Below are 24,049 nucleotides of genomic sequence, written 5' to 3'. Positions count from 1 at the left end.
CCTTGTCTGACGCGCTCGCGCGTCGCCGTCATGCCGCGTCGGCCTGCGCGAAATCGGGCAGCGCCGCGATGCGGGCAAGATGATGATCGGTGTCGCCGAGCGTCGTCTCGATGATCGACAGCCGCTTGAACAGGTGCGCGGCGGCAACCTCGTTGGTCACGCCCATGCCGCCGTGCAACTGGATGGCCTGCTGGCCAACGAAGCGCGCGGCCGCGCCGACGCGCGCCTTCGCGGCCGACACGGCCTTGCGTCGCGCATCGGCATCGCCGCCCGCATAGCGCACCGCGGCCAGGTAGGTCAGCGAACGCGCCTGCTCGGCATGGATCAGCATGTCGACCATCCGGTGCTGCAGCGCCTGGAAACGCGCAATCGGCACGCCGAACTGCTCGCGCGTTTTCGTGTATTCGACCGTCGCGCGATTCAGTTCGTCAAGCGCGCCGACCGCTTCCGCGCACAGCAGGAACGTCGCGTAATCGGCAATCTGCTCGAGCGCCGCCGCGTCGCGCGCGCCGCCCGTCAGCAGTCGGCCCGGCGTTTCGTTGAACTCGATCGTTGCCGCACGCTGACCGTCGATGGTCCGGTAGTCGACCACCGTCGCGTTCGCCGCATCGCGTTCGACGACAAAGAGGCCGATGCCGCCGCCGTCGACGCGCGCAGGCACGATCCACGCGTGCGCCTGTGCGCCGTGCTGAACGACCGACTTGGCGCCGGTCAGCCGATGCGTGCCGCCCTGCTCGCGTGCGTGCGTGTCGAGCTCGAATAGGTCATAACGCGCATGCGGTTCGTGGAATGCGACCGCCAGCCGCTTCTGCCCCTGAGCAACCGCCTCCAGCAGTGCGGCATCGTCGCCTACGCCGGAGCCGGCGATGCGCAATGCCTCGACGCCGACCGCCGTTGCCCAGTACGGCTCGATCACGAGCGCGCGGCCGAGCTCCTGCATCGCAACCAGCATGTCGACCGGGCTGCCGCCGAAACCGCCCTGCGCGTCCGGCACGGGCAGCGCGGTCAGCCCCAGTTCGGCGAACGCGCTCCATTGCGTATCCGACACGCCCGTGTCGCTGCGCACGATCGCCTGGCGCGCATCGAAGCCGTATTGCTCGCCGAGATAACGGCGCAGCGCGTCGGCGAACTGCTGCTGCTCATCGGTAAAGCTGAAATCCATGGTTGTCTCCGCTCCCGTCCCTGTTCACAGACCCAGAATCATCTGCGCGATGATGTTTTTCTGGATCTCGTTCGAACCGCCGTAGATCGACGTCTTCCGGTAATTGAAGTAGTACGCGGCGAGCGGCGCCGCATCGTCGTCGCCCGCGACGCTGTGCTCGCGTTCGCCATTGAGGAACGACACGTCGAACGGTGCGGCGAGCGGGCCGATCGCGTCGAACATCAGCTCGGTGAGCGCCTGCTGCACTTCGGTACCCTTGATCTTCAGCATCGACGCCTCGGGGCCCGGCCCCTTGCCGCTCGTCTCGCGGCTGACGACGCGCAGCACCGTCACCTCGAGCGCCATCAGCTCGACTTCGAGCGCCGCGACCTTCGCGGCGAACACGGGGTCGGCGAGCAAGGGCTTGCCGTTCTTGCGCTGGTTCGACGCCACGCGCTTCAGGAACGCGAGTTCGCGCTTCGACGCGCCGACACGCGCGATGCTGGTGCGCTCATGGCCAAGCAGGTATTTCGCGTAGGTCCAGCCGCGGTTTTCGTCGCCGACGAGATTCTCGACCGGCACCTTCACGTCCTCGAAGAACACCTCGTTGACCTCGTGGTCTTCGTCGAGCGTGATGATCGGACGCACCGTAATGCCGGGCGTCTTCATGTCGATCAGCAGGAACGAGATGCCCTCCTGCTTCTTCGCGGCCGGATCGGTGCGCACGAGGCAGAACATCATGTCCGCGTACTGGCCGAGCGTCGTCCAGGTCTTCTGGCCGTTGACGACGTAGTGGTCGCCCTGACGCTCGGCGCGCGTGCGCAACGACGCGAGGTCGGACCCGGAACCCGGCTCCGAGTAGCCCTGGCACCACCAGTCGGAGCCGTCGAGAATGCGCGGCAGATAATGGCGTTTCTGCGCTTCGCTGCCGTATTTCATCAGCACCGGCGCAACCATCGACACGCCGAACGGCAGCACGATCGGCGCGCCGATCCGCGCGCATTCCTCGTCCCAGATGTGCCGTTGCGTCGCGTTCCAGCCCGGGCCGCCGTATTCGGCCGGCCACGCAGGCGCGGACCAGCCGCGCTGACCGAGAATCCGGTGCCAGCTCGCGAAATCCTCGCGGTCGAGTCGTTTGTGATCGAGTACTTTGGCGCGCAATGCGTGAGGCAGATTGGCCTCGAGCCAGGTGCGGACGTAGACGCGGAACGCGTCGTCGGCGGGGGAATAATCCAGATCCATGCGCAGTGTCTCCTGTCGACCAGAGTTAGCGCTTTAGCGCTTACTCAGGCTCCATGCAAGGCTCGCCGCGCCCGTCCGGCCCGGCAAGGACCCACTGCGTACGTCATTGCAGCGGTTCTTTCAGCGCGGCAGGAATCGGTAGCGGCATCACGTCGATGCCTTCTTCGGCCAGGGATTGCGCATCTTCCAGCGTCGTGACGCCACGGATGCTGCGTGCCGGCGCCTCGTTGTAATGGATGCGCCGCGCTTCCTCGGCGAAGCGTTCGCCCACGTTCTCGGTCTTCTCCAGCACCTCGCGCAGCGCGCGCATCACCTGCGCCTGCAGCGCACGCGGATCGGCCGGCTGGGCCTGCGTCGCGCCTGACAGATTCAGGCGCGGCGCCGACGGCAGACGATTGACCTCGGTCGTCCCGCATACCGGACATTCGACCAGCTTGCGGGACAACTGCGCTTCGAATTCATCGGCGGAAGCGAACCAGCCTTCGAACCGATGACCGTGCGGGCACTGTAAATCGAGGACCTTCATGCTGAATCAGGGCGTGTGACGAGTGTAGCGTAAAAAGCGGTTTTGTGAACGATCGTGCTAAATCCCGATCGCGCGACGCGAAAACGCCGCGTAATCGGATTGTAACGCGGCGCCCCACTCGCCGCCGACGCCGCGCTCAGGGCGTCAGGACCGGCCCGAGCGGCCAGGTGCCGGACAGCACCTTGTCGAGCCACATCGTGCCGATGATCGTCTTCACGTCGGTGATCTGCCCGGTGCGCACCCATTCCTGCAGGTCGGCTTGCGTGGCGGTGAAGGTTTCAAGGAATTCGCCTTCGTCGAGCTTGCGCTCGCCGGCCGTCAGCCCGCGCGCGAGATACAGGTCGATGAATTCGGTCGAATAGGAAATGATCGGGTGAATGCGGGCCAGGAACACGTATTCGCGCGCCGTATACCCCGTTTCCTCGCGCAGTTCGCGCACCGCGCACGCAAGCGCGCCTTCGTCCGGATCGAGCTTGCCGGCCGGGAATTCGGCCATTACCTTGCCGATCGGGTAGCGATACTGGCTTTCCATCAGCACACGGCCGTCGTCGAACAGCGGGATCACCATCACCGCGCCCGGGTGCTGGACGTATTCGCGCGTGGCCTTCTTGCCGTCCGGCAAACGAACGGTATCGCGCTTGAGCTTGAGGAACGAGCCATCGAAGATCGCCTCGCTTTCGAGGCAGGTTTCGGTCAGTGCGGCGTCGTGATTGGGTAGTTCGGCCATCGGCGGCTCCAAGATTGAGCGCGACGGACGGCCGGAGCCGTCAGCGTCGTTTGACGAGATACTGGAACGTGAAGCCGGGAAACGCGAACACGATGAAAAGACTGAACGTGATCGCGTAAAACTGCCAGCCCTGTTCGAAGCGGTTGCCGGCGCGCGACTCGAGCCAGAAGCCGAGCGCGCCGACCACGAAATACAGCACGATCAGCTCGCCGATCCGCACCCACGCACTCTTCTTCGTCGCGCCGAACGGCACGACGGCGAAGAGGCGTTGGTTAAGGAACGGCAGGTTGGCGCACACGAGCGCCAACAACACGATAAACCAGCCGGCTGCCGACATTACAGCGGCAGCGTGTGACGGATCGCCTGCAGGCACGCCGTCAGCAGCGGGCTCGGGATCAGGCCGAGCACGACGACCGCCAGGCCGTTCAGCACGAGGATCGTGCGCTTGCAGATATCGCCCGAGATCGGCGTCGAATCCTGCGGTGCATCGAAGTACATCAGCTTCACGATGCGCAGGTAGTAGAACGCGCCGAACAGCGACGTGATCACGGCCAGCACGGCCAGCCACGTGAGGCCCGCGTTGACGGTTGCCTCGAGCACGGCGAGCTTCGCGTAGAAACCGACGGTCGGCGGGATGCCTGCCAGCGAGAACATCATGACCATCATCACGAACGCGAACACCGGGCTGCGCTTGTTGAGGCCCTTGAAGTCGTCGATCGTTTCCGCTTCGAAATCGCGGCGCGCGAGCAGCATCACCACACCGAACGAGCCGAGCGTCGTGATCAGATAGACGATCGCGTAGAACATCGCCGAGCTGTATGCATTCGCCGGTGCCGCCGCGTCACCCTTCACGATGCCCGCGAGCAGGCCGAGCAGCACGAAGCCCATGTTCGAGATCGCCGAGTAGGCGAGCATCCGCTTGATGTTGCGCTGGACGATACCCGTGATGTTGCCGACGATCAGCGACAGCGCGGCGAGGATCACGAGCGCGGTCTGCCAGTTCTGCGCGAGCGGCAGCAGGCCCATCACCAGGAACCGCAGGCCCCACGCGAACGCGGCAACCTTCGGGCCGCCGCCGACGAACAGCGTCATCGCGGTCGGTGCGCCCTGGTAGACGTCCGGCACCCACATGTGGAACGGCACGGCGCCGAGCTTGAACGCGATACCGGCGACGATGAAGACCACGCCGAACATCAGCACGGCTGCGTCGGTGTTGCCGCCGACCGCCTTGTACACCTCGCCCAGCTCGAGCGAGCCGGTCGCACCGTAGAGCATCGAGATGCCGTACAGCACGAAGCCCGACGCAAGCGCGCCCAGCACGTAGTACTTCATCGCGGCTTCGCTCGACTGCGGGGCATCGCGGCGCAGCGCGATGACCGCGTACAGCGACAGCGACATCAGTTCGAGACCGAGGTACAGCGTCAGGAAGTTGTTGCCCGACACCATGACCAGCTGGCCGAGCAGCGAGAACATGCCGAGCAGGAACACGTCGCCGCGGAACATGTCGCGATCTTCGAGGTACTTGCGCGCATAGACGAGCGAGACCGCGAAACCGAACGACACGACGGCCTTCATCATGCTCGCGAACGAGTCGACGACGACCATCTTCGAGAAGAAGTAGTACTGCTGCGGGTCGAGCGCCTGCACCGCAAACCACACGCCGGCGACGACCGACGATACGACTGCGATCAGATAGGTCAGCCGGCGGCCGGAAGCACCGGTAAAGGTGTCGTTCAGCCATGCGACGACGATGGCGGCCATCACCAGCGCGTCAGGCAACAGGACATTCATAGGAGCGTTTTGCATGATCTTGATTTCCTCCGCTCGCGATTACTGGGCCAGCGGCAGCTTGGACTGCGCGACGTGGGAGAGGAGGTTTTCGACGGAAACGTGCATCACGTCGGTAAAGGGCTTCGGATACAGGCCCATCAGCATCGTGAACGCGGCGAGTACGGCCAGCATCAGGAATTCGCGACGGCCGATGTCCTTCAGCTTGGCGACGTGATCGTTCGCCACCGCGCCGAAGTACACGCGCTTGTACATCCACAGCGTGTATGCAGCGCCGAGGATCAGCGTGAACGCCGCGCCGAATGCGATCCAGAAGTTGTACTGGACGGCCGCGAGAATCACCATGAACTCGCCGACGAAACCCGACGTACCCGGCAGGCCGCAGTTGGCCATCGAGAACAGCATCGCGAATGCCGCGAACTTCGGCATCACGTTGACGACGCCGCCGTAATCGGCGATCTCGCGCGAGTGCACGCGGTCGTACAGCACGCCGATGCAGAGGAACATCGCGCCCGACACGAAGCCGTGCGAGATCATCTGGATGATCGCACCTTCGACGCCGAGCTGGTTGAAGATGAAGAAGCCGAGCGTGACGAAGCCCATGTGTGCGATCGACGAATACGCGACCAGCTTCTTCATGTCGGCCTGCACCATCGCGACGAGGCCGATGTAGATCACCGCGATCAGCGACAGCGTGATCACGACGGGTGCCAGGAAGTGGCTCGCGTCAGGCGTGATCGGCAGCGAGAAGCGCAGGAAACCGTATGCGCCGAGCTTCAGCATGATCGCCGCCAGCACGACCGAACCGCCCGTCGGCGCTTCCACGTGCGCGTCCGGCAGCCAGGTGTGCACCGGCCACATCGGCACCTTCACCGCGAACGCAAGGAAGAACGCGATGAACAGCAGGATCTGTGGCGTCATCGCGATCTTCGCGTTCTGCCACGTCGCGAGGTCGAACGAATGCGTTTCCGTGTACAGGTAGATCAGCGCGACCAGCATCAGCAGCGAGCCGGCCAGCGTGTACAGGAAGAACTTGAACGCCGCATACACGCGGTTCGGGCCGCCCCACACGCCGATGATGATGTACATCGGGATCAGGGTCGCCTCGAAGAACACGTAGAACAGCAGGCCGTCGGCCGCCGAGAATACGCCGATCATGATCCCGGACAGGATCAGGAAGGCCGCGAGGTACTGCGACACGTGCTCGGTGATCACTTCCCAGCCCGCGATCACGACGATCACGGTGATGAGCGCGGTCAGCACGACGAACCACATCGAGATGCCGTCGACGCCGAGGTGATACGAGATGTTGAAGCGCTCGATCCACGTCGACTGCTCGACGAACTGCAGCGCGGCCGTGCTCGCGTCGAAGCCCGTGATCAGCGGAATCGTGACCGCAAGGCCGAGCAGCGAGCCGATCAGCGCGAGCCAGCGCGCCAGCCCCGGATTTTTGTCGTTACCCACCGCGAGCACGAGGAGGCCGAAAACGATCGGCAGCCAGATCGCGGTACTGAGAATCGGAAAAGCGTGCATTGTTCTTGTCCCCTCGCCTTATTTGCCGCCGAGCGTTACAAACAGGGTCAGGAGCCCCAGCATGCCGATGATCATGGCGAACGCGTAGTGATAGATGTAACCGGATTGGAGGAAGCGGATCACGCCGGCGAACCAGCCGATGAACCGGGCGCTGCCGTTGACGAGGCCGTCGATCACCACGACATCGCCCTCTTTCCACAGGCCGCGGCCGATCGCGACCGAGCCCTTGGCAAACACCACCTCGTTGATCTTGTCCATGTAGTACTTGTTGTCGAGCAGCGTGTAGATCGGGCCGAACGCGCGGCGGATCACGGCAGGCAGCTCAGGACGCTTCAGGTACAGGAACCATGCGACCACGACGCCGGCGATCGCGAGCCACAACGGCAGCGTCGTCAGCGAGTGCAGGCCCATCGCGGCCCAGCCGTGGAATTCCTTGCCCAGCTCTTCGAGGCCCGGGTGGTTTTCGCCGATGAAGATCACCTTGTCGAATGCCACGCCATGTTCGAAGAAGCTGCCGTACAGCATCGGGCCGATCGCGATCGCACCGACGATCACCGACGGAATCGCGAGCAGCACGAGCGGCAGCCACACGACCCACGGGGTCTCGTGCGGTTCGTGCGCGTGGTCGTCATGACCATGACCATGGCCGTGGCCGTGATCGTCGTGACCGTGCGCGGCCGCCATGCCCATCGGCGATTCAGGATGCTTCGGGTTGCGGAAGCGCTCTTCGCCGTGGAACACGAGGAAGTACATGCGGAACGAGTACAGCGCCGTCACGAATACGCTTGCGACCACTGCGAAGTACGCGAAGCCCGAACCCGCGAGATGCGATTCCTTCACGGCCTCGATGATCGAATCCTTCGAGTAGAAGCCCGAGAAGAACGGCGTGCCGATCAGTGCGAGCGAGCCGATCAGCGACGTGATCCACGTGATCGGCATGTACTTGCGCAGGCCGCCCATGTTGCGGATGTCCTGGTCGTGATGCATGCCGATGATCACCGAGCCCGCGCCGAGGAACAGCAGCGCCTTGAAGAACGCGTGCGTCATCAGGTGGAACAACGCGACCGGGTACGCGGACACGCCGAGCGCGACCGTCATGTAGCCGAGCTGCGACAGCGTCGAATACGCGACCACGCGCTTGATGTCGTTCTGGATGATGCCGAGGAAGCCCATGAACAGCGCCGTGATCGCGCCGATCACCGTCACGAACGACAGCGCGGTGTCCGACAGCTCGAACAGCGGCGACATGCGCGACACCATGAAGATGCCGGCCGTCACCATCGTCGCCGCGTGAATCAGCGCCGAGATCGGGGTCGGGCCTTCCATCGAGTCCGGCAGCCACACGTGCAGCGGGAACTGCGCCGATTTACCCATCGCGCCGATGAACAGGCAGATACAGGCGACGGTCAGCAGGCCCCAGTCGGTGCCCGGGAAGTGCAGGCTCGCGAGTTCCGCGCGCTTCGCGAACACTTCGCCGTAGTTCATCGAGCCGGCGAACGCGAGCAGCAGGCCGATGCCGAGCAGGAAGCCGAAGTCGCCCACGCGGTTCACGAGGAACGCCTTCATGTTCGCGTAGATCGCGCTCTCACGCGTGAAGTAGAAGCCGATCAGCAGGTACGACACCAGACCCACCGCTTCCCAGCCGAAGAACAGCTGCAGGAAGTTGTTGCTCATCACGAGCATCAGCATCGAGAACGTGAACAGCGAGATGTACGAGAAGAAGCGCTGGTAGCCGTCTTCTTCCGACATGTAGCCGATCGTGTAGATGTGCACCATCAGCGACACGAAGGTCACGACGACCATCATCATCGCGGTCATCGAATCGACCAGGAAGCCGACCTCGAGCTTCAGCGAGCCGACCCGCATCCATTCGTAGATGGTCGCGTTGAAGCTCGCGCCGCCCATCACGTCGACGAAGACTTTCGCCGACAGGAGGAACGCGATCATCACGCCGAGGATCGTGATCCGGTGTGCGCCCTTGCGCCCGACTGCGTTCCCGAACAGCCCCGCAATCAGCGAGCCGGCCAGCGGAGCGAGCGGAATCGCCAGCAGCAGGTTTTCATTGAGTGTCGTTGACATAACAGCGTTGCCTGAAATTAACCTTTGAGCTGATCGAGATCCTCGACATTGATCGTGTCGAGCTTACGGAACAGGGTCACCAGAATCGCGAGGCCGATCGCGGCTTCCGCTGCGGCGACCGTCAGCACGAAGAACACGAAGATCTGGCCGTGCACATCGCCGAGGTAGTGCGAGAACGCGACGAAGTTGGTATTCACCGCCAGCAGCATCAGTTCGATCGCCATCAGGATGATGATGATGTTGCGGCGGTTCAGGAAGATCCCGACGATCGCGATCGCAAACAGGATCGCGCCGAGCACGAGGTAGTGAGCAAGAGTCAACATGGTTTTCTTTCCTCCGCTTAGCCGTTGGTGCTCGTACCGGCTTCGCTCTGCGCCGTTTCCGGCTCCGGCTTGTCCGCTTCCATCTTCACGAGGCGCACGCGGTCGTTGCGACGCACCTTGACCTGATCCGACACGCGCTGGCGCTTGCTGTCCTTGCCCTTGCGCTCGGTCAGCCCGATCGCGGCAATGATCGCGACCAGCAGCACGAGGCCGGCGATTTCAAACGCGAAGATGTAGTCGGTGTAGATCACCTTGCCGATCAGTCGCGTGTTCGACCAGTTGGCCATCTCGCCCGTCGCCATCGCGTGTACCGTATGCGTGTCGCCGTAGCCGCGCCACAGGATCAGCGCGGTCTCGATCACGATGATCGCGCCGACCACGGTCGCCATCGGTACGAAGCGCTTGAAGTCGCGGCGCAGGTAGTCGATGTTGATGTCCAGCATCATCACGACGAACAGGAACAGCACCATCACGGCGCCCACGTACACCAGCACCAGCAGGATCGCGAGGAACTCCGCTTCCAGCAGCATCCAGATCGCGGCGGCGTTGAAGAACGCCAGCACAAGGAAAAGCGCAGACGCCACCGGGTTGCGCGAAGTGATCACCTTCAGCCCTGATACCACCAGGAGCAGCGCGAAGATGTAGAACAGTACGGTCGTGAATTCCATGATTACCGGTTCATCGTTAGGCCATAGTCAGGCGCGGCTTGCGGGACGCCCGCACCCGTCGCGGCGGCTCGGCCCGTGCTGCGGGCCGGCACTGCAAACACAATCAACGATACGGCGCGTCGGCAGCCTTCGCCGCGGCGATGTCCTTCTCGTAGCGATCGCCCACCGCGAGCAGCATTTCCTTCGTGAAATACAGGTCGCCGCGCTTCTCGCCGTGGTACTCGAGAATCTGCGTCTCGACGATCGAATCGACCGGGCAGCTCTCTTCGCAGAAACCGCAGAAGATGCACTTCGTCAGGTCGATGTCGTAGCGCGTCGTGCGGCGCGTGTTGTCCGCGCGCGTTTCCGATTCGATCGTGATCGCCAAGGCGGGGCACACGGCCTCGCACAGCTTGCACGCGATGCAGCGCTCTTCGCCGTTCTCGTAGCGGCGCAGTGCATGCAGCCCGCGAAAACGCGGCGAGATCGGGGTCTTCTCTTCCGGGAACTGCACGGTGAACTTGCGCTTGAACGTGTAACGACCGGTCAGCGCGAGCCCCTTCAGCAGCTCGGTCAGGAAGAAGGTCTTAAAGAAGTGTTGGATTGCCGTCATGATTTCGTCCGATTACTTCACCCAGATGTTGAGCGGCGACATCATCCAGAAGCCGACCACGACCACCCAGATCACCGTGACGGGCAGGAACACCTTCCAGCCCAGACGCATGATCTGGTCGTAACGGTAGCGCGGGAACGTCGCGCGAACCCAGATGAACACCGACAGCAGTGCGAAGACCTTCAGCACCAGCCAGAAGATGCCCGGAATGAACGACAGGAACTCGAACGGTGCATCCCAGCCGCCGAGGAACAGCGTCGCAGCCAGCGCCGAGATCACGATCATGTTGATGTACTCGGCGAGGAAGAACAGCGCGAACGCCATGCCCGAGTAATCGATCATGTGACCGGCAACGATTTCCGACTCCCCTTCCACCACGTCGAACGGGTGACGGTTCGTTTCGGCGATGCCCGAGATGAAGTAGACGACGAACGCCGGCAGGAGCGGCAGCCAGTTCCACGACAGGAAGTTCACGCCGTGGCCCGCGAAGAAGCCGTGCTGTTGCGAACCGACGATTTCCGACATGTTCAGGCTGCCGGCCGTCATCAGCACGAGCACCAGCGCGAAGCCCATCGAGATTTCGTACGAGACCATCTGCGCCGCGGCGCGCATCGCGCCGAGGAACGCGTACTTGGAGTTCGACGCCCAGCCCGCGAGAATCACCGCGTACACGCCGATCGACGAGATCGCCATCGCGTACAGCAGGCCCGCATTGATGTTCGCGAGCACGGCCTGAGCCTGGAACGGGATCACGGCCCACACGGCGAATGCCGGCACGACGGTCATGACCGGCGCGATCAGGTACAGCCAGCGGCTGGCGGCGCTCGGCTGAATGACTTCCTTCAGCAGCAGCTTCAGCACGTCGGCGATCGGCTGCAGCAGGCCGCCGGGGCCGACGCGGTTCGGGCCGAGACGCACGTGCATCCAGCCGATCAGCTTGCGTTCCCACAGAATCAGGTACGCGACGCACAGCAGGATGACGACGGAGACGACGAGGATGCGCACGATTGCCCACACCGTCGGCCACGCGAAGCCGAGAAGCTGGGCTCCGCCCGCGTTGATCGTATCGAACAAGCTCATTTACGCCTTCTCCACCACCAGTTCACCGGACAGGCTGCCGAGCGCTGCGCCGGCAGGCGTCGCCGCCGACACGCGAACGACCGTCTCCGCAAGATTCGCGTCGCGCACGGCCGGCAACTGCACCGCACGCTCGCCCTGGCGCACGCGCACGGCGTCGCCTTCCTTCAAGCCCAGCTTGTCGAACAGCGCGGCCGGCAGGGCTGCGGCATTCGCCGCCTTCGCGGCGGCCGTCAGGTGCAGTGCACCTGCGCGGCGCACGAGCGCGTCGGCGTGATAGATCGGCACATCGGCCAGGCGCTCGAAGCCGCCGTTCGCGGCATTCGCCGCGACGCGCGTCGGCGCGACCGACGTCTGGTTCGACAGACGGCCCGCGACGCCTTCATCGCCGAGCGCCGCGAGGCGCACTTCTTCCGCCGTCTCGTATTCGAAGTTCGGCAGGCTGAGCAGGCTGCCGAGCACGCGCAGCACCTTCCAGGCCGGACGCGTGTCGCCGAGCGGGCGCACGACGCCGTTGAAGCTCTGCACGGTGCCTTCCGCGTTGACGAACGTGCCGGACGTTTCCGTGAACGGCGCAACCGGCAGCAGTACGTCGGCGTAGTCGAGGCCGTGCTTGAACGGCGACATCACGACGACCATCTCCGCCTGGTTCAGCGCGGCAAGCGCCTGCGCCGGATCGGCGGTGTCGAATTCCGGTTCGACGTTCAGCAACACGTAGCCCTTGCGGGGCTGCGCGAACGCTTCGCGTGCATTCAGGCCGCCTTCGCCCGGCAGCGCGCCGACGACGTGTGCGCCGACCGTGTTCGCCGCTTCCGTCAGGAAGCCGAACGTCGCGCCGGTGTTGTCGGCGATCCACTGGGCGACCGCGTGCAGCTTCGCGAATTCCGGATGGCGGACCGCGACGTTGCCGAGCAGCACCGCGCGGCGCTCGCCGTTCGCGAGCGACTGCGCGACCGCCTGAGCGGCCGGCGATGCGGTGACGCCGGCGAGCGTATCAGGCAGCGCGACGCCGCGCAGTTGCGCGACGGCCGCGGCGATGCCGGCCAGCTCGTCGAGCCATGCCGACGGCGCGGCGACGATGCGCTGCGCGGTCGGGATCAGTGCGTCGTCACCGGTTGCGTGCAGGAAGTGCAGCTTCGCGCCGTTCTTCGCGGCCTGGCGCAGGCGCGCGGCGAACAGCGGGTGGTCGCGGCGCAGGAACGAACCGACGACGAACGCGGCGTCCACGTTCGACAGGTCGGCGATCGGCATGCCGAGCCACGGCGCGCCCTGGACCGGCGCCGAGAAATCCTGCTGACGCAGACGGAAATCGACGTTCGGCGTCTTCAGTTCGTGTGCGAGCTGCTTCACGAGGAACAGCTCTTCAGCGGTGCTGTGCGCGCTCGCGAGCATCGCCAGCGCGTTCGCGCCGTGATCCGCGGCGATGCCCTTCAGGCCCTTCGCGACATATTCGAGCGCGGTCTGCCAGTCGGTTTCGATCCACTGGCCGCCCTGCTTCAGCATCGGCTTCGTCAGGCGCTCTTCGCTGTTGAGGCCTTCGTACGAGAAGCGGTCCTTGTCCGAGATCCAGCATTCGTTGATCGCTTCGTTCTCGAACGGCAGCACGCGCATCACGCGGTTGTTCTTCACCTGCACGACGAGGTTCGCGCCGACGGAATCGTGCGGGCTCACCGACTTGCGGCGCGACAGTTCCCACGTCCGGGCGCTGTAGCGGAACGGCTTGCTGGTCAGCGCGCCGACCGGGCACAGGTCGATCATGTTGCCCGACAGCTCGGAGTCGACCGTCTTGCCGACGAACGTCGTGATTTCCGAGTGCTCGCCGCGGCCCAGCATGCCGAACTCCATCACGCCGGCGATTTCCTGGCCGAAGCGGACGCAGCGCGTGCAGTGGATGCAGCGCGACATTTCTTCCATCGAGATCAGCGGGCCCACGTTCTTGTGGAACACCACGCGCTTTTCTTCCGAGTAGCGCGACGACGACTTGCCGTAGCCGACCGCCAGATCCTGCAGCTGGCATTCGCCGCCCTGATCGCAGATCGGGCAATCGAGCGGGTGATTGATGAGGAGGAATTCCATCACCGACTGCTGCGCCTTCACGGCCTTGTCGGACTGCGTGTGGACGATCATGCCGGCCGACACGGGAGTCGCGCAGGCAGGCACGGCCTTCGGCATCTTCTCGACTTCGACGAGACACATCCGGCAGTTGGCCGCAACCGACAGCTTCTTGTGATAGCAGAAGTGAGGAATGTACGTATCCGCCTTGTGCGCAGCCTGGATCACCATGCTGCCTTCGGGCACCTCGACCTTCTTGCCGTCTATTTCAAGTTCAACCATGATGGTGAATGGTCCTTAACCTATTTCCGCCCGTTCGCGCCTTCGCCCGACCGTGCGCTCAAATTCCGCAACCGGGTTCGCTTCAGGCCGCAGCCGCGTGCGCGTGGCCGCCGACCATGCAGTGCTTGTGCTCGACGTGGTACGCGAATTCGTCCCAGTAGTGCTTGAGCATCCCGCGTACCGGCATCGCCGCCGCATCGCCGAGCGCACAGATCGTGCGGCCCATGATGTTCTCGGCAACCGAGTTCAGCAGGTCCAGATCTTCCTGGCGGCCTTCGCCGTGCTCGATACGGTTCACGACGCGATACAGCCAGCCGGTGCCTTCACGGCACGGCGTGCACTGGCCGCACGATTCCTCGTAGTAGAAGTACGACAGGCGCAGCAGCGAGCGCACCATGCAACGCGTCTCGTCCATCACGATCACCGCGCCGGAGCCGAGCATCGAGCCCGCCTTCGCGATCGAATCGTAGTCGAGATCGGTCTGCATCATGATGTCGCCCGGGATCACCGGCGCCGACGAACCGCCCGGAATCACGGCCTTGATCTTCTTGCCGCCGCGCATCCCGCCGGCGAGCTCCATCAGCGTCGCGAACGGCGTGCCGAGCGGCACTTCGTAGTTGCCCGGACGCTCGACGTCGCCCGACACCGAGAAAATCTTCGTGCCGCCGTTGTTCGGCTTGCCGATCTCGAGATAATTCTGCGGCCCGATGGACAGCAGGAACGGCACCGCGGCGAACGTCTCGGTGTTGTTGATCGTGGTCGGCTTGCCGTACACGCCGAAGCTCGCCGGGAACGGCGGCTTGAAGCGCGGCTGGCCCTTCTTGCCTTCGAGCGACTCGAGCAGCGCCGTTTCCTCGCCGCAGATGTACGCGCCGTAACCGTGGTGCGCGTGCAGCTGGAACGAGAATTCGGAGCCCATGATGTGGTCGCCGAGGAAGCCTGCGGCGCGCGCTTCATCGAGCGCGGCCTCGAAGCGTCGATACACTTCGAAGATTTCGCCGTGGATGTAGTTGTAGCCGACGGTGATGCCCATCGCGTATGCACCGATGGCCATGCCTTCGATCAGCGCGTGCGGGTTCCAGCGCAGGATGTCGCGATCCTTGAACGTGCCCGGCTCGCCTTCGTCCGAGTTGCAGACGAGGTACTTCTGCCCCGGGAACTGGCGCGGCATGAAGCTCCACTTCAGGCCGGTCGGGAAGCCCGCACCGCCACGGCCGCGCAGGCCCGACGCCTTGACGTCGGCGATCACCTGCTCGGGCGGAATCTTTTCTTCGAGAATGCGGCGCAGCTGCTTGTAGCCGCCGCGCGCGACGTAGTCTTCGAGATGCCAGTTCTCGCCGTTCAGACCAGCGAGGATCAGCGGTTTGATGTGACGGTCGTGGAGGGACGTCATTTCGAGAGCTCCTCAAGCAGCTGGTCGATCTTCTCGCGGCTCATGAAGCTGCACATTCTGTGATTGTTCACCAGCAGCACCGGCGCATCGCCGCACGAGCCCATGCATTCGCCTTCCTTCAGCGTGAACTTGCCGTCGGGCGTGGTCTCGCCGAAGCCGATGCCCAGCTTCTGTTTCAGGTAGTCGGCAGTCGCTTCCGCACCGCCGTGCGGGCCAAGCTGGCACGGCAGGTTCGTGCAGAGCGTGATCTTGTGCTTGCCGACCGGGTTGAGCTCGTACATCGTGTAGAACGTCGCGACTTCCTGCACGGCGACGGCCGGCATGCCGAGATAGTCCGCAACGAACTGCATCAGTTCGGGCGACAGCCAGCCGTGCTCTTCCTGAGCAACGGCCAACGCCGACATCACGGCGGACTGTTTCTGATCGGCGGGATACTTCGTCAACGCTCGATCGATTTCCTTCAGGCCTTCAGCTGAGATCATTTTCAGACACGACTCTTTCAATTCCTACCGAACGAAGAACCTGCCGCACACTTGGGGTGCATGGACGGCAGACCTGGCGCTCACTCTGTTGACAGCTTGCGAAGTCGCGCCGGTTCAGCGCGCATCGCGTGTGACTTACCGCTCGCCGCCCGGAGCAAACGGGCGGCGCAACCATTAGCGATCGATCTCGCCGAACACGATGTCCTGTGTACCGATGATCGTGACGGCGTCGGCGATCATGTGACCGCGCGCCATTTCGTCGAGCGACGCCAGGTGCGCGAAACCCGGTGCGCGAATCTTGAGGCGATACGGCTTGTTGGCACCGTCCGACACGAGGTAGATGCCGAACTCGCCCTTCGGATGCTCGACCGCCGCGTACGCTTCGCCTTCCGGCACATGGAAACCTTCGGTGAAGAGCTTGAAGTGGTGAATCAAGTCTTCCATGTTGGTCTTCATGCCGACGCGCGACGGCGGTGCAACCTTGTGATTGTCCGTCATCACCGGGCCCGGATTCTTGCGGAGCCACTCAATACACTGTTTCGCGATGCGGATCGACTGGCGCATTTCTTCGACGCGCACCAGATAGCGGTCGTAGCAATCGCCGTTCACGCCGACCGGCACGTCGAAATCCATGCGATCGTACACTTCGTACGGCTGCTTCTTGCGCAGGTCCCACGCGATGCCCGAGCCGCGCAGCATCGGGCCCGTCATGCCCATCTGCAGCGCACGTTCGGGACTGACCACGCCGATCCCGACCAGACGCTGCTTCCAGATCCGGTTGTCGGTGAGCAGCGTTTCGTATTCGTCGACGCACTTCGGGAAGCGCGTGAAGAAATCGTCGATGAAGTCGAGCACCGAGCCGCTGCGCGCTTCGTTCATCTTCGCGAGCGCCTTCTCGTTGCGAATCTTCGACGCCTTGTATTGCGGCATTGCGTCAGGCAGGTCGCGGTAGACGCCGCCCGGACGATAGTACGCCGCGTGCATCCGCGCGCCGGACACCGCTTCGTACACGTCCATCAGGTCTTCGCGTTCGCGGAATGCGTACAGGAACACGGCCATCGCGCCGACGTCGAGTGCGTGCGCGCCGATCCACATCAGGTGGTTCAGCACGCGCGTGATCTCGTCGAACAGCACGCGGATGTACTGCGCGCGCTCCGGCACGTCGATGCCGAGCAGCTTTTCGATCGCGAGCACGTAGCCGTGCTCGTTGACCATCATCGACACGTAGTCGAGACGATCCATGTACGGCACGGACTGGATAAAGGTCTTGGATTCCGCGAGCTTTTCGGTCGCGCGGTGCAGCAGGCCGATGTGCGGATCGGCACGCTGGATGACTTCGCCGTCGAGCTCGAGCACGAGGCGCAGCACGCCGTGCGCTGCCGGGTGCTGCGGGCCGAAGTTGAGCGTGTAGTTCTTGATTTCTGCCATGACGCCCCCTTAATGTTTCAGACCGCCATAGCGATCCTCGCGGATCACGCGCGGCGTGATTTCGCGCGGCTCGATCGTCACCGGCTGGTACACGACCCGCTTTTCTTCCGGGTCGTAACGCATTTCGACGTAGCCCGACACCGGGAAGTCCTTGCGGAACGGGTGGCCGATGAAGCCGTAGTCGGTGAGGATGCGGCGCAGGTCGGGGTGGCCTTCGAACACGATGCCGTACAGGTCGAACGCTTCGCGCTCGTACCAGTTCGCGGAGGTCCAGATGTCGACCAGCGACGCCACGATCGGCAGGTCGTCGTCCGGCGCGAACGCGCGCAGGCGCAGGCGCCAGTTGTTCGTGACCGACAGCAGGTGCGACACGGCCGCGAAGCGCGGGCCGTCGTAGGCGCCGTCGCCGAAGGTCTGGTAGTCGACGCCGCAGAGGTCGATCAGTTGCTCGAAACGGAGCTTCGGATCGTCGCGCAGCGTTTTTGCGACTTCGAGGTAATCGCTCGCCTTCACGACGAGCGTCAGTTCACCGATCGCTTCGGTGAGGCTCACCATGCGCGCGCCGAGCGCGGCTTCGAGGTTTGCCTTGAGGGTCTCGATTTTGCTTGCCATATTGAGGGGACGCTCGGGGCTTTATTGACGGGCGATGGTATTGGTGCGGCGGATCTTCGCCTGAAGCTGGATCACGCCGTAGACCAGCGCCTCGGCCGTGGGCGGGCAGCCCGGCACGTAGACGTCGACCGGCACGATCCGGTCGCAGCCGCGGACCACCGAGTACGAGTAGTGGTAATAACCACCGCCGTTCGCGCACGACCCCATCGAGATCACCCAGCGCGGCTCGGCCATCTGGTCATACACGCGGCGCAACGCGGGCGCCATCTTGTTGCAGAGCGTGCCGGCGACGATCATCACGTCCGACTGACGCGGGCTCGGACGAAACACGACGCCGAACCGGTCCAGATCGTAACGGGCCGCGCCCGCATGCATCATCTCGACGGCGCAACACGCGAGCCCGAACGTCATCGGCCACAGCGAGCCGGTACGCGTCCAGTTGATCAGCTTGTCAGCCGTCGTGGTGACAAACCCTTCCTTCAAGACCCCTTCGATACTCATTTGCTTTCCACTCCAGACGAGCGACCGAGCGTGGCCGCCCATGCAAACCGGCGATTAACCCATCACTCCCAGTCGAGCCCGCCTTTCTTCCAGATATAGGCAAAGCCCAGCAGGAATTCGAGCAGAAAAATCATCATTGCGATGAAACCCGGCCAGCCGATGTCCCGGAGCGCGACGCCCCACGGAAACAGGAATGCGGTTTCGAGATCGAAGATGATGAACAGGATGGCGACGAGGTAATACCGGACGTCGAATTTCATCCGGGCGTCTTCAAAGGCTTCGAAGCCGCACTCGTACGGTGCGTTCTTCTCGACGTCCGGCTTGTTGGGACCAAGGAGCTTGCCGATGCTGACCAGCGCTATACCTAAACCAGTGCCCACGAGGAGGAACAACAAGACGGGGTAATAGGCTGCGAGGTTCAAGGCAATCCTCTATCGGTTGGTTCTGAGCGTCCGGAGAATACCACTATCCGGCGGAAGGAATCATTTCGGAGTGCAGGCGATCGCAAGACAACCGCAAGCACACCCCAGAAATGAAAAATGCCAGCCACTGGAAGCGGCTGGCATTGAGTAACTTTGGTGCCGACGGCGAGACTCGAACTCGCACAGCTTTCGCCACTACCCCCTCAAGATAGCGTGTCTACCAATTTCACCACGTCGGCACTGCATGCAACTCGGGTCGTCCTGCTTGTTTCCCGCGAATCGCTTCAAGACTTAAATTCTAACCTGACTTCTAGAATTGTTCAACGCACAGACGCAAAAATTTTAACTTTTTATTTCGGAACATCCTGACCCGGCGCGCTTGCAGCCGAACCCGCGGCAGCGGATGCCGCAACAGCCGGCGCCGACGCTGCAGGCGCCGACGCCGGTGCGGTCGCAGCCGCGCCGAGCACGCCTGCCGACGGCGTCGACTTGTACGAACCAAGGTACGTCAGCGCGAGCGTCGCGATAAAAAAGATCGTCGCGAGAATGCCCGTCGTGCGCGACAGGAAGTTCGCCGAGCCCGTCGCACCGAACAGGCTGCCCGACGCGCCGCTGCCGAATGCAGCGCCCATGTCGGCACCCTTGCCGTGCTGCAGCAGCACGAGACCAATCACACCGAGTGCAGACAGCACCTGCACCACAATAATCAGCGTTTTGAATAACAGCATCACACCCACCCGATTGGATCGGGCGACCGGATCGACCGGCCGCCGTCATGGTTCAATTCGATCGCAGACCGCTCAACGCGCGGCCCGGCAGATCGCCAGGAAATCTTCCGCCTTCAGCGACGCGCCGCCGATCAGGCCGCCGTCGATGTCCGGCTGCGCGAACAGCTCTTCCGCGTTGTCCGGCTTCACGCTGCCGCCGTACAGCACGGACACGTCCGCCGCCCCCTTTGCCGCGAGACGCGCACGCAGGAACGCGTGCACGTCCTGTGCCTGCGCCGACGTCGCGCTCTTGCCCGTGCCGATCGCCCAGACCGGCTCGTACGCGACGACGATGCGCGCAGCCTCGTCGGCCGTCAGCACGGCCAGCACCGCGTCGAGCTGCGCACCGACGACCTGCTCGGTCGCGCCCGACTCGCGCTCGTCGAGCGTCTCGCCGACGCACACGACCGGCGTGAGACCGGCCGCGAGCGCGCGCTGCGTCTTCGCCGCGACCGTCTCGTTGCGCTCGCCGTGATACGCGCGACGCTCCGAATGGCCGACGATCGCATAGCGTGCGCCGAATTCCGCAACCATCGCGGCCGCCACTTCGCCGGTGAACGCGCCCTGCTCGTGCGCGGACACGTCCTGCGCGCCCCAGGCGACACGGCCGCCGTCGAGCTGCGCCTGAACCTGCGCGAGATAGGGGAACGGCACGCACACGCCGACCGACGTTTCGGCCGCCACCGCGCCCGCGCCCTGCACCACTTCGTTCAGCAACGCCTGGTTGCCGGCCAGCCGGCCGTGCATCTTCCAGTTGCCGATCACCCGCTTAGTTCTCTGTTTCGACATCGTGTATGTCTCGTCACCGCTTGTGTCATTAACGCGCCGGGAACCGGCCGTCAGGTTTGATCTGGCGAAGCAAACCTGCGATTTTACTGCGCACGGCTTGAACCGGTCAAACCGCGCATGTCAAGCCCGGCCGCACGGGCCGTCAGGCGTTCGTACCCCAATCGAGCACGATCTTGCCGGTGTGCTCGCTGCTTTCCATCAGCGCGTGCGCCTGCGCGGCTTCCGCGGCCGGCAGCACACGATAGATCACCGGCTTGATGCGGCCGTCTGCGATCAGCGGCCACACGCGCGCCTTCAGTTGCGCGGCGATGCGCGCCTTGAACTCGACCGGGCGCGGCCGCAGCGTGGAACCCGTGACCGTCAGCCGACGCCGCAGGATCTCGCTCAGGTTGACGTCGGCCTTCGCGCCGCCGAGCAGCGCGATCAGCACGAGACGGCCGCCGTCCGCGAGCGCGGACAGCTCGCGCGGCACGTACGAGCCCGCCACCATGTCGAGGATCACGTCGACGCCGCGATCGTGCGTCAGCGACTTCACGACCTCGACGAAGTCTTCGGTCTTGTAGTTGATTGCGCGCTCGGCGCCGAGCGCCTCGCACGCACGGCACTTGTCGGCGGTGCCGGCCGTCGCGAACACGCGAAAACCGAGCGCATGCGCGATCTGGATCGCCGTCACGCCGATGCCGCTCGAGCCGCCCTGCACGAGCAGCGTTTCCTGCTCGCCGCCCTCGCCTGCGCCGAGCTGCGCACGGTCGAACACGTTGCTCCATACGGTGAAGAACGTTTCAGGCAGCGACGCGGCCTCGATATCGGTGAGCCCGTCGGGCACCGGCAGGCATTGCGGCAGCGGTGCGACCGCATACTCGGCATAACCGCCACCCGCGAGCAGCGCACACACGCGATCGCCGAGCTTCAGGCCGAACGGGTTCAGCGCGGCATCGGACAGGTCGCCGCCGACGATCTCGCCCGCGACCTCGAGGCCCGGCAGATCCGACGCGCCCGGCGGCGGCGCATAGGCGCCCTTGCGCTGGAATACGTCGGGCCGGTTCACGCCGGAAGCCGCCACCTTGATCAGCACCTCGCCGCGCTTCGGTTCGGGGCGCGGACGCTCCGCGAGCTTCAGCACGTCGGGGGCGCCGAATTCGGTGATTTCGATGGCTTTCATGGTGACGGTGGCTCCAGGATCGGAATCGGATGGCGCGCCCGTGCGCGCGGCACGGGCGCGTCGCCGGCGCTGTTGCGCCGCACAACGATGCTACAGAAAAAACGGCCGGCGCGCTTTCGCACTGCCGGCCGTTGGTCCGCCTGCCCGCTTACTGCTGCGGCGGCGTGTCCGACTGCGACGCTGCCGCTGCTTCATTCAGCAGCGCCTTTGCCGACAGACGCACGCGACCCTTCTCGTCCGTCTGGATCACCTTGACCTTGACCGGCTGGCCTTCCTTCAGGTAGTCGTTGATGTCCTTCACACGCTCGTTGACGATTTCCGAGATGTGCAGCAGGCCGTCCTTGCCCGGCAGCAGGTTCACGATCGCGCCGAAATCGAGCAGCTTCAGCACCGTGCCTTCGTACACCTGGCCGACTTCGATCTCTGCCGTGATGTTCTCGATGCGCTTCTTCGCTTCGGCCATGCCGTCGCTGTTCGTGCTCGCGATCGTCACGACGCCGTCGTCCGAGATGTCGATGGTCGTGCCCGTTTCTTCCGTCAGCGCGCGGATCACCGAACCGCCCTTGCCGATCACGTCGCGGATCTTTTCCGGGTTGATCTTGATCGTGATCATGCGCGGCGCGAATTCCGACAGTTGCGTGTTCGCGCCCGAGACCGCCGACGTCATCTTGCCGAGGATGTGCATGCGGCCTTCCTTCGCCTGCGCGAGCGCGACCTGCATGATTTCCTTCGTGATGCCCTGGATCTTGATGTCCATCTGCAGCGCCGTCACGCCTTGCTCCGTGCCGGCCACCTTGAAGTCCATGTCGCCGAGGTGATCTTCGTCGCCGAGGATGTCGGTCAGCACCGCGAACTTGTTGCCTTCGAGGATCAGGCCCATCGCGATGCCCGCGACGTGCGCCTTCATCGGCACGCCGGCGTCCATCAGCGCGAGGCAGCCGCCGCACACCGATGCCATCGACGACGAACCGTTCGACTCGGTGATTTCCGACACGACGCGGATCGAGTAGCCGAATTCGTCGGCGCTCGGCAGGCACTTGACCAGCGCACGCTTCGCGAGGCGGCCGTGGCCGATTTCGCGGCGCTTCGGCGAGCCGACGCGGCCCGTTTCGCCGGTCGCGAACGGGGGCATGTTGTAGTGGAGCATGAAGCGCTCGCGGTACTCGCCTTCGAGCGCGTCGATGATCTGCTCGTCACCCTTCGTGCCGAGCGTCGCGACGACCAGCGCCTGCGTTTCGCCACGCGTGAACAGCGCCGAGCCGTGGGTGCGCGGCAGCACGCCGGTGCGGATCTCGATCGGGCGCACGGTGCGCGTGTCGCGGCCGTCGATGCGCGGCTCGCCGTTCAGGATCTGCGAACGGACGATCTTTGCCTCGATGTCGAACAGGACGTTGCCGACGGTGGCCTTGTCGGCAGCAACCGTGCCGGCCGCCAGCGCGTCTTCCTCGAGCTTCGCCGAAGTCGCCGAATAGACTTCCTTCAGCTTCGTCGAGCGAGCCTGCTTGTCGCGGAGCTGGTAAGCGGCGAGCAGGTCGTTCTGCGCCAGCTCGGTCACGCGCGCGATCAGCGCCTCGTTCTTCGGCGCCGGCTGCCAGTCCCACTCGGGCTTGCCGCCTTCGCGCACCAGTTCGTGGATCGCGTCGATCGCCACTTGCATCTGCTCGTGACCGAACACCACGGCGCCCAGCATCACGTCTTCCGACAGCTGGTCGGCTTCCGATTCGACCATCAGCACCGCGCGTTCCGTACCCGCGACGACGAGGTCGAGGCTCGACGCCTTGAGCTGGTCGCGCGTCGGGTTCAGCACGTAGGCGTTGTCGATGTACGCGACGCGCGCGGCACCGACCGGGCCGTTGAACGGCAGGCCCGACACGGCGAGCGCAGCCGATGCGCCGATCAGCGCGGGGATGTCCGCCGGGATTTCCGGGTTCACGGACAGCACGTGGATCACGACCTGGACTTCGTTGTAGAAGCCTTCCGGGAACAGCGGGCGCAGCGGACGGTCGATCAGGCGCGACGTCAGCGTCTCGTGCTCCGACGGACGGCCTTCGCGGCGGAAGAAGCCGCCCGGGATCTTGCCGGCCGAGTAGGTCTTTTCGAGGTAGTCGACGGTCAGCGGGAAGAAATCCTGACCCGGCTTCGCCGACTTCGCGCCGACGACGGTTGCCAGCACGACGGTGTCTTCGACGTCGACGATCACGGCGCCGCTTGCCTGGCGAGCGACTTCACCGGTTTCGAGGCGCACCTTGTGCTGGCCCCACTGGAATTCCTTCACGACCTTGTTGAACATGGACATGGTTGCTCCTTTGAATTCATGCATTTCATTCGCCGCGCCGGCCATCCCGCGCGGCGGCGTCCCGACCGAATCACCCGGAGCAAGGTGTGTTTTTTATGCCATTCCAGCGCGGCGCTCGGGCAGCGACGCGCTGGAATGACACAAATCCCGACCCCGGCATCAGCCGT

23 protein-coding genes and 1 tRNA gene are annotated in these 24,049 nt (G+C 64.2%); all 24 read right to left on the bottom strand.

Annotated elements, in window-relative coordinates:
* Positions 1–28: 28 nt before the first annotated feature.
* The 24 genes from ACPUER_RS11210 to pnp all read right to left on the bottom strand — a co-directional run bounded on the left by ACPUER_RS11210 (position 29) and on the right by pnp (position 23,882).
* A complete protein-coding gene (locus tag ACPUER_RS11210; RefSeq protein ID WP_425131090.1) occupies positions 29–1,162 on the bottom strand; it encodes an acyl-CoA dehydrogenase family protein in 1,134 nt (377 codons plus the stop codon).
* A 24-nt stretch (positions 1,163–1,186) separates the two neighbouring features.
* On the bottom strand, positions 1,187–2,383 hold the full coding sequence (locus ACPUER_RS11205) for an acyl-CoA dehydrogenase family protein (RefSeq protein WP_425131089.1): 1,197 nt from the start codon (positions 2,381–2,383) through the stop codon (positions 1,187–1,189).
* Positions 2,384–2,486: 103 nt separating this feature from the next.
* Positions 2,487–2,909, bottom strand: a complete 423-nt coding sequence (locus ACPUER_RS11200; RefSeq protein ID WP_175962897.1) for a DUF1178 family protein — start codon at positions 2,907–2,909, stop codon at positions 2,487–2,489.
* Positions 2,910–3,045: 136 nt separating this feature from the next.
* The gene (locus ACPUER_RS11195) at positions 3,046–3,636 is read right to left on the bottom strand and encodes an NUDIX domain-containing protein (protein ID WP_175749713.1); all 591 of its coding nucleotides are present in this window, start codon (positions 3,634–3,636) and stop codon (positions 3,046–3,048) included.
* 40 nt (positions 3,637–3,676) lie between these two features.
* On the bottom strand, positions 3,677–3,973 hold the full coding sequence (locus ACPUER_RS11190) for a DUF2818 family protein (protein WP_175962896.1): 297 nt from the start codon (positions 3,971–3,973) through the stop codon (positions 3,677–3,679).
* Positions 3,973–5,427, bottom strand: coding sequence for an NADH-quinone oxidoreductase subunit NuoN (gene nuoN, locus ACPUER_RS11185; protein ID WP_175962920.1), 1,455 nt, complete (start codon positions 5,425–5,427; stop codon positions 3,973–3,975). Before nuoN ends, ACPUER_RS11190 begins: the two co-directional genes overlap by 1 nt.
* A gap of 39 nt (positions 5,428–5,466) precedes the next feature.
* Positions 5,467–6,957 carry an NADH-quinone oxidoreductase subunit M gene (locus tag ACPUER_RS11180; protein WP_175962895.1) on the bottom strand — a complete coding sequence of 497 codons (1,491 nt, stop codon included), beginning with the start codon at positions 6,955–6,957 and terminating at the stop codon, positions 5,467–5,469.
* Positions 6,958–6,975: 18 nt separating this feature from the next.
* The gene (gene nuoL / locus ACPUER_RS11175) at positions 6,976–9,036 is read right to left on the bottom strand and encodes an NADH-quinone oxidoreductase subunit L (protein ID WP_175962894.1); all 2,061 of its coding nucleotides are present in this window, start codon (positions 9,034–9,036) and stop codon (positions 6,976–6,978) included.
* A 17-nt stretch (positions 9,037–9,053) separates the two neighbouring features.
* Positions 9,054–9,359, bottom strand: coding sequence for an NADH-quinone oxidoreductase subunit NuoK (gene nuoK / locus ACPUER_RS11170; protein WP_004185739.1), 306 nt, complete (start codon positions 9,357–9,359; stop codon positions 9,054–9,056).
* Positions 9,360–9,376: 17 nt separating this feature from the next.
* Positions 9,377–10,027: an NADH-quinone oxidoreductase subunit J gene (locus ACPUER_RS11165; RefSeq protein WP_034184892.1), complete on the bottom strand. Its 651-nt coding sequence runs from the start codon at positions 10,025–10,027 to the stop codon at positions 9,377–9,379.
* 103 nt (positions 10,028–10,130) lie between these two features.
* Positions 10,131–10,619, bottom strand: a complete 489-nt coding sequence (nuoI, locus tag ACPUER_RS11160; protein WP_006478270.1) for an NADH-quinone oxidoreductase subunit NuoI — start codon at positions 10,617–10,619, stop codon at positions 10,131–10,133.
* A gap of 12 nt (positions 10,620–10,631) precedes the next feature.
* Positions 10,632–11,699, bottom strand: coding sequence for an NADH-quinone oxidoreductase subunit NuoH (gene nuoH / locus ACPUER_RS11155; protein WP_072440695.1), 1,068 nt, complete (start codon positions 11,697–11,699; stop codon positions 10,632–10,634).
* Positions 11,700–14,030, bottom strand: coding sequence for an NADH-quinone oxidoreductase subunit NuoG (nuoG, locus tag ACPUER_RS11150; RefSeq protein ID WP_175962893.1), 2,331 nt, complete (start codon positions 14,028–14,030; stop codon positions 11,700–11,702).
* Positions 14,031–14,112: 82 nt separating this feature from the next.
* Positions 14,113–15,423, bottom strand: coding sequence for an NADH-quinone oxidoreductase subunit NuoF (nuoF, locus tag ACPUER_RS11145; RefSeq protein ID WP_034184889.1), 1,311 nt, complete (start codon positions 15,421–15,423; stop codon positions 14,113–14,115).
* Complete coding sequence (nuoE, locus tag ACPUER_RS11140) at positions 15,420–15,905, bottom strand: NADH-quinone oxidoreductase subunit NuoE (RefSeq protein WP_006756903.1); 486 nt, start codon at positions 15,903–15,905, stop codon at positions 15,420–15,422. The genes nuoF and nuoE overlap by 4 nt, the downstream gene beginning before the upstream one ends.
* Positions 15,906–16,079: 174 nt before the next feature.
* On the bottom strand, positions 16,080–17,333 hold the full coding sequence (locus tag ACPUER_RS11135) for an NADH-quinone oxidoreductase subunit D (RefSeq protein ID WP_111016514.1): 1,254 nt from the start codon (positions 17,331–17,333) through the stop codon (positions 16,080–16,082).
* Positions 17,334–17,342: 9 nt separating this feature from the next.
* Complete coding sequence (locus ACPUER_RS11130; RefSeq protein WP_425131088.1) at positions 17,343–17,945, bottom strand: NADH-quinone oxidoreductase subunit C; 603 nt, start codon at positions 17,943–17,945, stop codon at positions 17,343–17,345.
* Between the two features lie 21 nt (positions 17,946–17,966).
* A complete protein-coding gene (locus ACPUER_RS11125) occupies positions 17,967–18,446 on the bottom strand; it encodes a NuoB/complex I 20 kDa subunit family protein (protein ID WP_006398799.1) in 480 nt (159 codons plus the stop codon).
* A gap of 62 nt (positions 18,447–18,508) precedes the next feature.
* Entirely contained in the window at positions 18,509–18,868 is a 360-nt protein-coding gene (locus ACPUER_RS11120) for an NADH-quinone oxidoreductase subunit A (protein ID WP_006398798.1), read from the bottom strand.
* A 154-nt stretch (positions 18,869–19,022) separates the two neighbouring features.
* Positions 19,023–19,107 (bottom strand) — tRNA-Leu (locus tag ACPUER_RS11115).
* 111 nt (positions 19,108–19,218) lie between these two features.
* Complete coding sequence (gene secG, locus ACPUER_RS11110; protein ID WP_034184886.1) at positions 19,219–19,596, bottom strand: preprotein translocase subunit SecG; 378 nt, start codon at positions 19,594–19,596, stop codon at positions 19,219–19,221.
* Between the two features lie 72 nt (positions 19,597–19,668).
* On the bottom strand, positions 19,669–20,424 hold the full coding sequence (gene tpiA / locus ACPUER_RS11105) for a triose-phosphate isomerase (RefSeq protein WP_034184885.1): 756 nt from the start codon (positions 20,422–20,424) through the stop codon (positions 19,669–19,671).
* A 142-nt stretch (positions 20,425–20,566) separates the two neighbouring features.
* The gene (locus ACPUER_RS11100; RefSeq protein ID WP_047898612.1) at positions 20,567–21,586 is read right to left on the bottom strand and encodes an NAD(P)H-quinone oxidoreductase; all 1,020 of its coding nucleotides are present in this window, start codon (positions 21,584–21,586) and stop codon (positions 20,567–20,569) included.
* Positions 21,587–21,734: 148 nt separating this feature from the next.
* Entirely contained in the window at positions 21,735–23,882 is a 2,148-nt protein-coding gene (gene pnp / locus ACPUER_RS11095; RefSeq protein ID WP_175962889.1) for a polyribonucleotide nucleotidyltransferase, read from the bottom strand.
* Positions 23,883–24,049: the final 167 nt, after the last annotated feature.

This window comes from Burkholderia sp. DN3021, assembly GCF_049805555.1.
GTDB classification, from domain to species: Bacteria; Pseudomonadota; Gammaproteobacteria; order Burkholderiales; family Burkholderiaceae; genus Burkholderia; species Burkholderia pyrrocinia_C.
The sequence above is the reverse complement of the archived record's forward strand: the minus strand, read 5'-3'. Positions and strand labels throughout refer to the sequence as shown.